General features: G+C 64.5%; 13 protein-coding genes. 10 read left to right on the top strand and 3 right to left on the bottom strand.

What is annotated here, in order from left to right; all coding sequences use genetic code 11:
- The 3 genes from KBZ07_RS08795 to KBZ07_RS08785 form a co-directional block, all read left to right on the top strand.
- On the top strand, positions 1-1342 hold a 1342-nt coding region (locus KBZ07_RS08795), incomplete at its 5' end, for a hypothetical protein (RefSeq protein ID WP_254931254.1).
- Positions 1339-2451 carry a Gfo/Idh/MocA family protein gene (locus KBZ07_RS08790; RefSeq protein WP_254931253.1) on the top strand — a complete coding sequence of 371 codons (1113 nt, stop codon included), beginning with the start codon at positions 1339-1341 and terminating at the stop codon, positions 2449-2451. The genes KBZ07_RS08795 and KBZ07_RS08790, both read left to right, overlap by 4 nt.
- Positions 2448-3536, top strand: coding sequence for a glycoside hydrolase family 130 protein (locus KBZ07_RS08785; RefSeq protein ID WP_254931252.1), 1089 nt, complete (start codon positions 2448-2450; stop codon positions 3534-3536). The genes KBZ07_RS08790 and KBZ07_RS08785 overlap by 4 nt, the downstream gene beginning before the upstream one ends.
- Here KBZ07_RS08785 and nadA read toward each other — a convergent pair.
- Entirely contained in the window at positions 3490-4440 is a 951-nt protein-coding gene (nadA, locus tag KBZ07_RS08780; RefSeq protein ID WP_396123983.1) for a quinolinate synthase NadA, read from the bottom strand. The genes KBZ07_RS08785 and nadA overlap by 47 nt on opposite strands.
- 48 nt (positions 4441-4488) lie before the next feature.
- Between nadA and KBZ07_RS08775 the strand changes: the two genes are divergently transcribed.
- The 3 genes from KBZ07_RS08775 (at position 4489) to KBZ07_RS08765 (ending at position 7435) form a co-directional block, all read left to right on the top strand.
- The gene (locus KBZ07_RS08775) at positions 4489-5379 is read left to right on the top strand and encodes a TIGR04168 family protein (RefSeq protein ID WP_254931250.1); all 891 of its coding nucleotides are present in this window, start codon (positions 4489-4491) and stop codon (positions 5377-5379) included.
- Positions 5373-6470, top strand: coding sequence for a hypothetical protein (locus KBZ07_RS08770; RefSeq protein WP_254931249.1), 1098 nt, complete (start codon positions 5373-5375; stop codon positions 6468-6470). The genes KBZ07_RS08775 and KBZ07_RS08770 overlap by 7 nt, the downstream gene beginning before the upstream one ends.
- Positions 6471-6616: 146 nt before the next feature.
- Positions 6617-7435 carry a glycoside hydrolase family 104 protein gene (locus KBZ07_RS08765; RefSeq protein ID WP_254931248.1) on the top strand — a complete coding sequence of 273 codons (819 nt, stop codon included), beginning with the start codon at positions 6617-6619 and terminating at the stop codon, positions 7433-7435.
- Here the strand turns inward: KBZ07_RS08765 and KBZ07_RS08760 are convergent.
- A complete protein-coding gene (locus tag KBZ07_RS08760; RefSeq protein WP_254931247.1) occupies positions 7427-8221 on the bottom strand; it encodes a TPM domain-containing protein in 795 nt (264 codons plus the stop codon). The two genes, KBZ07_RS08765 and KBZ07_RS08760, sit on opposite strands and share 9 nt — an antisense overlap.
- A 74-nt stretch (positions 8222-8295) precedes the next feature.
- Here KBZ07_RS08760 and KBZ07_RS08755 point away from each other — a divergent pair, with 74 nt between their 5' ends.
- Positions 8296-9492, top strand: a complete 1197-nt coding sequence (locus KBZ07_RS08755; RefSeq protein ID WP_254931257.1) for a class I SAM-dependent methyltransferase — start codon at positions 8296-8298, stop codon at positions 9490-9492.
- Positions 9493-9520: 28 nt separating this feature from the next.
- Here the strand turns inward: KBZ07_RS08755 and KBZ07_RS08750 are convergent, their stop codons facing one another.
- On the bottom strand, positions 9521-10204 hold the full coding sequence (locus KBZ07_RS08750; RefSeq protein ID WP_254931246.1) for an SDR family oxidoreductase: 684 nt from the start codon (positions 10202-10204) through the stop codon (positions 9521-9523).
- Between the two features lie 83 nt (positions 10205-10287).
- Between KBZ07_RS08750 and KBZ07_RS08745 the strand changes: the two genes are divergently transcribed.
- The 3 genes from KBZ07_RS08745 to KBZ07_RS08735 form a co-directional block, all read left to right on the top strand.
- Positions 10288-11289 (top strand): ATP-binding cassette domain-containing protein, encoded by a 1002-nt coding sequence (locus tag KBZ07_RS08745; RefSeq protein ID WP_254931256.1) that lies wholly within the window; start codon positions 10288-10290, stop codon positions 11287-11289.
- Between the two features lie 56 nt (positions 11290-11345).
- A complete protein-coding gene (locus tag KBZ07_RS08740; RefSeq protein WP_254931255.1) occupies positions 11346-12080 on the top strand; it encodes an ABC-2 family transporter protein in 735 nt (244 codons plus the stop codon).
- A 3-nt stretch (positions 12081-12083) separates the two neighbouring features.
- The coding region (locus KBZ07_RS08735; RefSeq protein ID WP_254931245.1) for an ABC transporter permease at positions 12084-12615 on the top strand (532 nt) is incomplete at its 3' end.

Here is a 12615-nt window from a genome sequence, read left to right as displayed (position 1 = left end):
TTCCACACCCTACTGGCATGCGGAGGAACTGCTTGCTGATGGCCGCGGTGTGCTGGTTCCTTTTCGAGACAGTGGGGCAATTGGCGCCGCATTGATTGGTTTGTTGACTGACGATGTGCGCCGTCATGCCATGCGCAAGCAGGCCTACCTCCTTGGTAGGGGCATGATCTGGAGCCAGGTGGCGGCTCTCTATGCCAGCTCCTTTGAGCGTGCCCGTTTGGAGCGCGGCAATGGAGTGGTGATCCACTCCCCCCTCAAACCTTTGGAACAGGAACCGCGGGAGCTCCCGGCCCTAAGGCTCGAGCATCTGAAACGGATATCAGATTCCACAGGTATCTATCAGCACGCCAAATATACCCTTCCCAACTTCAAGGAAGGATATTGCACCGATGACAATGTGCGTGCTTTGCAGCTGCTGGTAATGCTGGAAGAGTCGGGTGACGTTACCCCAGAGGTTCAGTCGCTGGCCACCTATTATGCATCGTTTATTAACTATGCGTATATCCCAGAAACATGCCGTTTTCATAATTTCATGAGCTTCGAGCGCACCTGGCTCGATGACGATGGCTCCGATGATTGCTTGGGGCGCACCCTGCTGGCCCTGGCCGCCTGCGTAGGTCGCTCCCGCCGCGACGACCTGCGCCACTGGGCAGTGGATCTGTTCCAACTGGCCTTGCCTTCGGTCACCAAGACAACAAGCCCTCGGGCCTGGGCCCTCGGACTCAAGGCTATCCATGAGTACTTGCGCAAACTCAGTGGCGATCGAACCGTCGATTTGATGCGCGATATCCTCACCGAACAGTTGCTGGCGGCCTTCCATCAAACCAGTAGCGATGAATGGCCCTGGTTCGAGAATGTGCTCAGTTACGACAATGCTTCCCTGCCCCACGCCCTGATCCTCAGCGGCCGCTGGTCGAATCGAAGCGATGCCCTGGATGTGGGCCTGCGCAGCTTGCGCTGGTTGATGGCGGAGCAAACTGCCGAAGCAGGCCACTTCAGGCCAATTGGCTCAAACGGGTTCTACCGTCGCGGCCAGCATCGCGCCACTTTTGACCAGCAACCGCTGGAGGCGTGCGCCTCGGTATCGGCCTGCGTCGAGGCCTGGTCAGCTACGGGGGATGGATTTTGGCTCGGCGAGGCCTGGCGAGCCTTCGCCTGGTTCCTCGGGGATAACGACCTGCACCTGCCTCTCTATGACGCCCGAACCGGTGGCTGTTTTGACGGTCTTCAAGACGACAGCGTCAATATGAACCAGGGCGCTGAATCAACCCTGGCTTTCCTCCTTGCTCTGCAGGAGATGCGACTACTCGAACTCGCTCGCCATTCCATCCCCAAGCCATGAATAGAATCCGCATTGGTGCTATCGGAACAGGGGGCTTTGGCCTATTTGCCCTCCAGCAGTTTCTTCAGGTTGAGGGGGCTGAGCTTGTAGCCATGGCTGGCACCCACCGCGAGGCGGCCCTAGCGGTTGCCCGCCGCTTCGGTCTGTCCGAAAATATGGAGGTGGAGAACCTGATTCAACTTGATCAGGTTGATCTTGTTTACATCGCCACGCCTCCCTTCCTCCATTTCGCCCAGGTGCGAGCCGCCCTTGAGGCGGGTAAGCATGTGATCTGCGAAAAGCCGCTGGCGCTGAGCCTGGCCCAGGCCGATGAGTTGCTCCAGTTGGCCCGTGCCCGCGATCTGCTCTGCGTTGCCAATTTAATGCAGCGCTATAACCCGCTGTTTGAAGCGGTACGGCAACTGATCAACTCAAATGTGATCGGTGAGTGCCTGCATGGATGGTTTGACAATGCCGCTGGCGATGAGGGGCTTTCAGCTGACCACTGGTTTTGGGATCGGGCCAAAAGCGGCGGGATCTTCATAGAACATGGGGTGCACTTCTTTGACCTATTTGAAGGTTGGCTGGGCAGGGGGCAGGTTGTCTCTTCCCAGCGCAGCCTGCGGCCCGGCTCCGGCCTCGAAGAGCAGGTGCAGTGCGTGGTGCGGTATGGCAATGGGGCCCTAATTAATTTCTATCACGGCTTCACCCAGCCGGCCCGGCTGGAGCGTCAGGAATTCAGGCTCCTGTTTGAGCGTGGTGAGCTGACCCTGGAGGAATGGGTTCCCACCCGGCTGCGGCTGCGGGCGGTGGTGAATGAGGAGCAGTCGCGCAGATTGATGCAGTTTTTCCCTGGGGCCAGGCTCGATGTTCTCGAGGCTTACTCCGGCGTCAAGCGGCTGGCCCGCGGACGCCACAAAGAATTTGACAATTACCAGAAGATCGATCTCCATGACGGCTTGGACGTGGAAAAGATGCGCCGTTACTGCGAACTGCTAAGGGCCCTGTTCGCCGACCAGGTCGCCTGGATTGCAGACCGTTCCCATCAGCGCCTGATCACTGAGGAAAACGGGCGCAACTCCCTGGCCATGGCATGCGCAGCTACCGAGCTGGCTGAGACCAACAAGTGATCCCCCGCCTGTTCAGCAGCTGCCTGCTGACACCGGCCCAGCTCACTCCATCCCAGCCGGATATGGTCGTCGTTGGCGCCTTCAATCCAGGAGCAGTCGCCACCGCCGATGGTGTCGTGCTGCTGATCAGGGTGGCCGAGGCCCCACACCAGATCCGGCCGGGTCTTGTCGGACGTCCCCGCTGGAACCTGGCGGCCGGGACCATCGTTATCGACTGGCTGCCAGAGCAGGAGCTGATTGTTATTGATGCCCGGGTGGTGAAGATCAGGAAAACGGGCCTGCTGCGGCTCACCTCCACCTCCCATCTAAGGGTGGTTAGAAGCACCGACCCTCGCCAGCTCGATCCCAGCCACCAGACCATCCTCAGGCCCACCCTCGGCTGTGAGATGTATGGCATCGAAGATCCCAGGATCACCCCAATCGATGGCCGTTGTTACATCACCTATGTGGCCGTATCCCCCCACGGAGCGGCTACAGCTTTGGCCTCCACCCTGGATTTCTGCTCCTTTCAATTCCATGGGCTGATCTTTTGCCCGGAAAATAAGGATGTGGTGCTATTCCCTGAGCGTATCGGTGGCAGCTATTTCGCCCTGCACCGACCCACCACTGCCCATGATTTCTGCCGGCCGGAGATCTGGCTGGCCTCATCCCCAGACCTGCTGCATTGGGGCAAGCACCAGCCCCTGCTGGGCTCCACTGCCAGCTGGGACCGGGGCCGAATCGGCGCCGGCACACCGCCGATCCGCACGGATGGGGGTTGGTTAGTTGTGTATCACGGCAACGACAGGGGGGAAGGGGAAGCTGGCATCGGCAGCTATGGGGCTGGCAAGTTACTGCTGGATCTCGACCAGCCCTGGCAGATACTCAGCTCAGGGGAGCAGATTCTTGCGCCCGAGCTCGCTTACGAATGCGAGGGTTTTGTGCCCAATGTGGTGTTCCCCACCGGCATCATTCAGCAGGAGGGCTCCCTGCTGATCTACGCCGGAGCAGCAGACAGCTCCACCTGCGTGGTGGAACTTGAGCTGGCAGACCTGCTGCTCAGCGGCTCATCGCCAGCATCCGCTCAATCGGTGCCAGGGCCTTGAGCCGCAGCTCCTCATCCATGTTGATTTCGGGCTCCATTCGTTCGAGGCACTGCCAGAGCTTCTCAAGGGTGTTCAGCCGCATGTAGGGACAGGCGTTGCAGCTGCAGCCGTCGGCGCCGGGCACCTCAAAAAACTCCTTGTTGGGCACCTTTAGCCGCATCTGGTGCAGGATGCCCGGCTCGGTGAGCACGATGAAACTCTGCGCGGTGCTCGCCTCGGCGCGGCGTAGCAGGCCGCTAGTTGAGCCGATGAAGTCGGCCAAATCGAGCAGGTGCTGCTGACATTCGGGGTGGGCCAGCACTTCGGCCCTTGGCTGTTCCAGCTTGAGCTGCAACAGGGCCTGCTCACTGAAGGCCACATGCACCTGGCAGCTGCCGGGCCAGAGGGTGAGCTCCCTGCCGCTCTGGGCCTGGACCCAGCGACCCAGGTTTTGATCGGGGGCAAACAGGATCGGGCGGTCTTCCGGCAGCTGCCGCACCAGGTCTACGGCGTTGCTGCTGGTGCAGATCAGGTCGCTCTGGGCCTTCACCGCCGCTGAGCAATTGATGTAGCTCACCACGATGTGCTCCGGGTGCTCGGCACGGAAGCTGGCAAACGCATCGGCGGGGCAGGCGTCAGCTAACGAGCAGCCCGCCTCAAGATCCGGCAGCAGCACCCTTTTAGCCGGATTGAGGATCTTGGCCGTTTCAGCCATGAAATGCACCCCGCAGAACACGATCACATCTGCGGAGGTGGCAGCGGCCTTGCGGGCCAACTCAAGGGAGTCGCCGATGAAGTCGGCGATGTCCTGGATGGCGTCTTCCTGGTAATAGTGGGCCAGGATCACGGCGTTGCGCTGGCGCTTCAGCTCGGTGATCGTCCTCACCAGGTCGGCGCTTGATCTGGTTTGGGAAGCAAATACCAATAGGAGGCCCCCAGCTGATGCAGGATGGCACCAGCCTAGGCAGCGGAGATGGCGGTAACCGGCGGGGTGAAAACGCTCCGCATCGCCATTGCCGGTGACCTGCATGGGGCCTGGGACCACAGCGACCATGCTTTGCTGGAGCTGCTGAAGCCCGATGCCCTGCTCGTGGTGGGTGACCTCAGCGACGGCCAGCAGCGCATCCCAGCCCTCTTGCGCCAGTTGCCCCTGCCCGTGGCCTGCGTTTTGGGTAACCACGACGCCGGCAAGGACGACTCCGGCCGCACCCTTCAACGCCAGATTGACCTGCTGGGGGAATTGCACTGCGGTTGGGCCCTGCGTCGCCTCGACCAGCCCGAACTTGCCGTAGTGGGTGGCCGGCCCGGCACCGCCGGTGGCGGTTTCCACCTGTCCCGGGCGGCCCAGGCAGCCTTCGGACCGGTGAGCCTGCAGGAGTCGGCTGATCGGATCACTGTCGCCGCCGCTGCCGCCCCAGCCCACTGGCCCCTGGTGCTGGTGGCTCACAGTGGTCCCTCCGGGCTCGGCAGCGACTCCGGCTCCCCCTGCGGCCGCGACTGGAAGCCCCCCGCCTGTGACTGGGGTGACCTCGACCTGGCCCTGGCAATCCAGCAGATCCGCCGCCAGCGCCCTGTGCCCCTGGTGGTGTTTGGCCACATGCACCACGCCCTGCGCCGCGGCCAGGGGGAGCGCCAGAGCTTTTGCCGTGATCGGGCGGGAACCGCCTACCTCAATACCGCCTGCGTGCCCCGCCATGGCACCGATGGGGCGGGCCAGGCCCTGCGTCACTTCAGCTGGGTGGAGCTGGCGGGTATGGAACTGGTCAGTGCCAGCCATCGCTGGTATGGGCTCGGAGCCGAACTCCTCTATGAAGAGCGGCTCTGGGCTGCCCCCAGCCCCGCTACCCACCTGGCACCTTGCTGATCTACGCCTGCGTCAGTGCCCATGGCTTCGGCCATGGCTCCCGAACCGCCGCCGTGCTGACGGCCCTCCATCAGCGCAATCCCACGTGGCGTCTGGTGCTCTCCACCACCCTGCCAGAAGCCTTTCTACGCCTTGCCCTGGGGCCAATCTCTTTTGAGTATCGCCCCTGCCGCTGGGATGTGGGGGTCCTACAGGCAGATGCCCTAGGCGCTGATGCCGATGCCACCCTCGCGGCCCTGGTGGCGCTGGAGGCGTGCCTGCCTGGCCTGTGGGCTGGAGAGCAGGCCTGGCTGGCTGAGCAGGGGTGCCCGCTGCTGGTGCTGGCCGATGTGCCGCCAGCAGCCGCTGAACTGGCTAAGCGGCTTAATTGTCCCTTGGTGTGGCTGGCCAACTTTGGCTGGGATGCGATCTACGCAGCGATGGGACCGGAATTTCTCCCCTGGGCCCGCCAGTGCCACGACGCCTACCGCCAGGGCGATTTCCTGCTGCACTGTCCTTTGGCCATGCCGATGGACTGGGGTCTGCCCGAGCTGCGGCTGGGCCTGACCCCAGGCAGCCCTCGCCTCGATGCCACCAAGCTTGCCGACCAACTCAAGTTGCCGGCCGACCGGGAACACTGCGTGCTGGTTGGCTTTGGTGGGTTGGGTCTCAGCCTGGATCCTGGGGTTTTGGCGCGCTGGCCGAATCACGTATTCATCTGCGCCGATCCCCAGCTGGCCGTTGCTGCCAATGCCCGGCTCCTGCCTGCGGGGGTGCGCCCTTTGGAGGTGCTCCCACTGTGCGGGCGCATGGTCACCAAACCTGGCTACAGCTCCTTTTGTGAGGCCCTGACCATGGGGGTCGGAATCCACCTGGTGCATCGCGAGGGCTTTGCCGAGGCTCCGGTGCTGGAAGCGGCCCTTGTGCGCCACGGCTGGCATTACCTGCTCAGCAGGGCCCAGGCCCTGGCGGGGGATTGGCGCCTGGATCAACCCCTCACCCCCCCCAGTGATCCGCCACTGCCAGTTGATGGCTGCATGGCCGCCGCCGAAGCAATTGAATATGTGGCTGCAAATCGGGTGGTCCACACTGATCTGAACCGTCAAGAGTGATTGTTCATACCAATGGACACTTCTGAGATTGGCACTAACACCATCGTGGTTCGGGGGATTTGTAGTCAAATTGGGCCGACAAATATTTTCTTCACTTTTTCAGATCGGCCGCCTGCAGGCGGTTTTGCCGTTTGATTCGCTCCGGTATGACCTTGCCCAGCATCAACTCCCGATTCTTTTCCCTGCTTGCCATCACCAGCTTTGTAGCTGGCGCCCCCCTACTGAGTGCCCCATCGGCCCGGGCCCAGCAGGTTGAGGCTCACTCTCCAGAAGCTCACACTCCTGAGGCCCAACCTCTTGAAGCCCCCCGGCCCTTCGCGGCAACTGTCTCAGCATCTATACCCCTGCCGCCCCCTTCGCCGCGCATCTTCGCGATCACGCCTGAGCGCCGGGCCCTGCTTAACACGATCCGTTTTGCCGAGGGCACCTGGGCTGGTGGGGAAGACGTCGGTTATCGCATCATGTTTGGCGGTGGCCTGATGCCATCGCTGGACCGTCACCCCGACCGGGTCGTGCGCACCGCCCGCTACGCAAGCGCCGCAGCAGGGGCCTACCAGTTCATGCCATTCACCTGGGATCTCGTCACCCGTTCCCTTGGGGTGGCCCAGTTCGGCCCCCATGTGCAGGACCAGGGAGCCCTCTTCCTGATCCAACGTCGTGGTGCCCTAGCCCTGGCCGATCAGGGATTGTTCACGCCCCTGCTGGCGGCCAAGTTGGCACCGGAATGGGCCAGTTTTCCCACCTTGGCCGGCCGCAGCTACTACGGCCAGCCGGTGAAGCGCTATCACGACCTCAGGCGGTTCTATGAGGACAACCTGTCGCAGCTTCGCGGCCAACTCAGTGCCGACCAAGCCTCAGCCAACCTAGCCTCAGCCAAGCCTGCCTGTATGCCGGCCGATTCCCTGCGTTGCAAGCTGGAAGCCCTCAAGGGCCTGGGCCCCCGGGCGAGCGGGAACTCAATCTGAATCCTGGGCGCGGGGTTTGCCGACAGTTGCCCCCGCTATCAGGTAAGCCCCTAGGGCTGCACCCAGAAAGGCCAAGCTGTTGCGGGCAACCGGCAGCAGGTCGCTGGTGCGGGTAACAATCGGCCCCAGGCCGAGGGCGCCAAACAGGATCAGCCAAAGGGGAGAGAGCAGCAACACCCAAGCCCACTCCACCCTGCGCCCCTCCTTGCGGGGGTAGGCGGCGAAGCCGGCCACTAGGCCGCCCAGAACGGAGGTGGAAAGGGTGAGCAGCCATTGCTCCTGGGGCAGGCCTGGCACCACTTGGCAGCCACCCCGCTCCAAGCAAATTTCCACCGCTGCAAGGGCATCGACAATGGCGGCGTCCTGGCCGTTGTCGCGCACGTAGTACTGGTTCCCGAAGCGGGTCTGCAGCTCCACCCAGTAGGTGCGGGGCATCAGGGCAAACAGGGCATCGCCTACGTTGAAATTGAGCAGGTTGCCGCCGCGCTCATCGGCCACCAGCAGCAGGCTGCGTTCGTCCAGGTTCCAGAAGTCCTTCACCGCCTGGCCGGGGGTGCGGTCGTACTGGGTGAGCACCCGCAGTTTCCAGCCCGTATCGGCCTCGAAGCGGGTGAGATTTTCTTCCAGGCTGATGCGCTGAGCATCGGTGAGGGCCTTGGCCAGATCGATCACCGGCGTGGGGTGGTCGGGCAGCAGGTCGGGGTTGTCGTAGGCGTGGGCCGGAGCGATGCCCACGCCCAGCCAGCAGGTCAACACCAGCAACAAGGTCGCCAAGACCGTTGTCATGGCAGTCAGAACGCGACCCATCCACTGGCCTCAGGGAAGATGCATTCTCCCTGAACAACCGTCTAAGCGTGACCCTGCCCCCTAGCGGTGCTTTGCCCGCCTGGCTTTTAGAGCGCCTGCAGGCAGCCGGCGGGGCGGTGCCCTTTCGCACCTATATGGAGTGGGTGTTGCACGATCCAGCGCACGGCGCCTACGGCTCAGGCCGGCTGGGTATCGGTCCGGCAGGGGATTTCGCCACCGCCCCCTCCCTGGGGCCCGTCTTCGCCGCCCTGCTGGCCCCCCAGATCGCCGACTGGCTCACTGCCCTGGCGGCCGTTCCCGGGCCCCTCGCACTGGTTGAGGCAGGCCCCGGCGAAGGCAGCTTGGCCCTGCAGCTGGCCGAGGAACTGGTGGCGGATTGGCCCCAGCTGGCCCAGCGCCTGGAGCTTGTGCTGGTGGAGCCCAACGAGGGCATGGCGGCCCGTCAGCGAGCCCTGCTGCAGGACTGCCCCCTGCCCTGTCGCTGGGCCAGCTTCGCGGAGCTGGCGGCCTCACCGCTGCGCGGTGTAGTGCTCGCCCATGAGGTGCTCGATGCCCTGGCGGTGGAGCGGATCGAGTGGGACGGGGCGCTCTGGCGGCAGCAAATGGTGGCGCTGCACGAGAGCCCTGGGGCGGAGCTCTCGCTGCGGCTGGAGCCCGGCGCGCCCCTGGAGCCGGCAGCGGCCGCCCAACTCGAGCCCATCGGACTCCTGCCACCCTCGCCCCAGCGCCCGCCCGGCTGGTGCAGCGAGCTGCATCCTGGCCTGGCCCCCTGGCTTGGCGAGTGCGCCGCAGCCGTGGCCGAGGGCCAGCTGCTGGTGATCGACTACGCCTTGGAGGCCTGGCGCTACTACGCGCCCCAGCGCTCTTGCGGCACCTTGATGGCTTACCGGGGCCAGCAGGCCAGCGGTGATCCGCTGCTGGAGCCAGGCGCCTGGGATCTCACCGCCCACCTATGTATTGAGAGCGTCGATGCCGCTGCTGACTCCAGCGGCTGGCAGGCCTTGGGCCAGTGCCGCCAGGGCCAGGCCCTGCTGGCCCTGGGCTTGGCCGAGCGTCTGCACGGCCTGCAGCAGCAGCCCCCAGCTGAGCTCGCCACCGTGTTGGCACGACGTGAGGCACTGCTGCGCCTGGTGGATCCAACCGCCCTGGGGGATTTCCGCTGGCTGGCCTACGGCCGGGGGCGAAGCCCGGCAGTCCCGAGGTTTCTCAGGGAACCAGCTGGCGGGCCAAACCCCATGCCCCAGCCCTAGGCGGCAGCTTGGCCATCCCCCAGGGGACTCAGGAGTGGGCCAACCAGCCGGCCAGCGGCTGGGGCTCCTGGTTTGCGCTGCTGGTGATCTCGATAATCTTGCCGATCGACGCCGGCGTCTCGAGAACATCCAGGCAGGCCCGGGCCACCAGCAGGCGGGGCAGGCTGCTGCTCTCCTGCTGGTCGGCTCCGGAGTACACCACCCCCTCCGATGCGGCGCGGCTGTCGTCCTCACTGAGGCCGCCGGGGCGGATCACCGTCCAGTCGAGCCCGCTCTGCTCCAGCCAGTGTTCGCCCAGCCGCTTCCACACCAGAATCAAGCCGAACAGGTTGAGCGGATGCAACCAGCGACCAGCGCAGAGGGAGCTCACCAGCACCACCCGCTTCAAGCCCACCGCCTGGCAGGCCTGGATTTGGTCGCGCACGCCGATCGCATCCACCTGCAGGGGGCCGGCCAGGTTCACCGATGGCCGCGCGCCGGTGGCGATCACCAGGGAATCGCAGCCCCTCAGGGCGCTTTGCAAAGTTTCGGTCGCACTGAAATCGAGGCGTCGCACTTCGAGCCGCCCCTGTTGCTCCGCTTCGGCCAGGGCCGGCGGCAGCACCGAGCCAGGTCGCAGGATCGCCCGCACCGCCAGGCCGCGATGCAGGGCTTGATCCACAACCCGCCAACCGGTTTTGCCGGAGGCACCTGTCACTGCCACCAGGGTCATCGCCACTCCCTCAACGTCCGACCATGCTGGTACCCAGCCGCTAGAACCGCGGCCCGGGTTTGGCTGACTGTGGCAGCTGGGACATGACGATCATTCAGGCCAGAAATCTCAGCAAGAGCTACCGAATCAGCGAGAAGCAGCCTGGTTTGGCAGGCAGTCTGCGCCACCTGCTGCGCCGGGTGCACAGGGATGTGGTGGCCGTCGACCGGATCAGTTTCAGCATCGAGCCCGGCGAATTTGTGGGCTTCCTCGGCCCGAATGGGGCCGGCAAGACCACCACCTTGAAGATGCTCACCGGCCTGATCCACCCCAGTGGCGGCGAGCTCCAGGTGGCGGGTCACCAGCCCTGGCGGCGTCAGGCCCGCTTCCTGCGTCAGATCACCCTGGTGATGGGCAACCGCCAGCAGCTGATCTGGGATCTGCCAGCCCTGGATTCCCTCCAGGTGAATGCGGCGGTGTACGGGCTGGAGCCCATCGCAGCGGCTAGGCGCATCCGGGAGCTCGCCGAAATGCTGGAGCTGGGGCCAGAGCTGCAACGGCCGGTGCGCAAGCTCTCCCTCGGCCAGCGTATGAAGGCCGAGTTGCTGGCGGCCCTGCTGCACAGCCCCTCCGTGCTGTTTCTCGATGAACCCACCCTGGGGCTGGATGTGAATGCCCGTGTCCGGGTAAGGGATTTTCTTGCCGACTACAACCGCCAGACCGGCGCGACCGTCCTGCTCACCAGCCATGACATGGGCGACATCACTGCCCTCTGTCCGCGGGTGTTGCTGATCCACGAGGGCCAGCTTTTTCACGACGGTTCCTTGGCCCTGCTGACCCAGCGGCTTGCCCCCTGCCGCCAGGTGCGCTTGGAGCTCGCCGATCTCCACCCGAGCGAGGCTTTTGCCGGCTTTGGCCAGATCGAGGAGCACCACGGCCATCTGCTGCGGCTGCTGGTGCCGCGCGACCAGCTCACCGAGCGGGTTGCGGCCCTGCTCGAGCGCTTTTCGGTGTTGGATCTGGAGGTGGGGGATCCACCAATCGAGGATTTGATCGGCGTCCTGTTTCGCAGCAGAGAAGCAGCGGCCAGGGGAGATTCGCCGTGAGGGTCCGCCACGGCTGGCGTGTGGCGCGGGCGTTGCTGGTCAGCCAGTACGCCCTGATGCTCGAGTACCGGGCCGAGATCGTGCTGTGGGCCCTCTCCGGTGTGCTGCCCCTGATCATGCTCGGCGTGTGGAGTGGCTCCGGGGCCGGCGCTGGAGCAGGGCTATCACCCCAGCAAATCAGCCGCTACTTCCTCTCGGCCTTTTTGGTGCGCCAGTTCACCGTGGTGTGGCTGATCCACGTGTTTGAGGAGGATGCGCTGCAGGGGCGGCTCTCTCCCTTTTTGTTGCAGCCGCTGGCTCCCCTCTGGAGGTATCTGGCGGCCCACTTCAGTGAGCAGGCCTCCCGGGTGCCAATCGTGGCGGTCATGCTTTTGGCCCTGGCCCTGGTGGCGCCGGGGCTGCTCTGGCTGCCATCGGCGCGCTCCCTACTACTGGGCCTGGTGGCGATCCAGGCAGCCTTCCTGCTCCGTTTCCTGCTCCAGGTGGTTGTCACAACCCTCTGTTTCTGGAGTGAGCGAGCGGCTGCGCTGGATCGGCTGCTGCTGATTCCCTATCTGTTCCTATCTGGCCTGGTGGCGCCGCTTGAGACCGTCCCCCCGGCTGTTCGCCGCCTGGCGATGGCCACCCCTTTTCCCTGGATGGTGGATTTTCCGGCCCGACTGCTGGCCGGCGAGGAGGTGAATGCAACCCTGGGCTTCGCAGCCATCGCTGCCTGGTGCCTGCTGCTGCTGCCGATTGGCCGCTGGCTGTGGCTAGCCGGCCTGCGCCGCTATTCCGCGATGGGGGCCTGAGCCATGGCCAGCTGGCGCCACTACGGAAGCAGCTTGCGCAGCTTTTGGAGCACGTCCCTGGCCGCCGAGCTGGAGTACCCCCTCAACGCCGTCATTGAGCTGGTGTCGGTGTTCGGCAACCTCGCCGGCAGCCTTTTTGTGCTGCAGCTGCTCTTCGCAGGGGGCTCCAGCCTGGGGGGCTGGAGCTGGAATGGGGCCCTGGTGGTGCTGGGGCTCTACACCCTGCTGGATGGGATCACCACCTGCTTGCTGCAGCCCAACCTGAGCCGGATCGTCAACCACGTGCAGACCGGCACCCTCGACTACGTGTTGCTCAAGCCAATCGACAGCCAGTTCTGGCTTTCAACCCGCACCGTTTCACCCTGGGGGCTGCCGGCGATTGGGGCCGCTCTGGGCCTGATCGCCTGGGCTTCGAGCCGGGCCGGAGTGCCCTCCCCAGCGCTGCTAGTGCTAGCCCTGGCCATGCTGGTGGCCTCCCTGGTGATTCTCTACAGCCATTGGTTCGTGCTGGCGGCCCTGAGCATCTGGTTCGTCA

The sequence above is a fragment of the Cyanobium sp. BA20m-14 genome, from assembly GCF_024346295.1.
The sequence above is the reverse complement of the archived record's forward strand: the minus strand, read 5'-3'. Positions and strand labels throughout refer to the sequence as shown.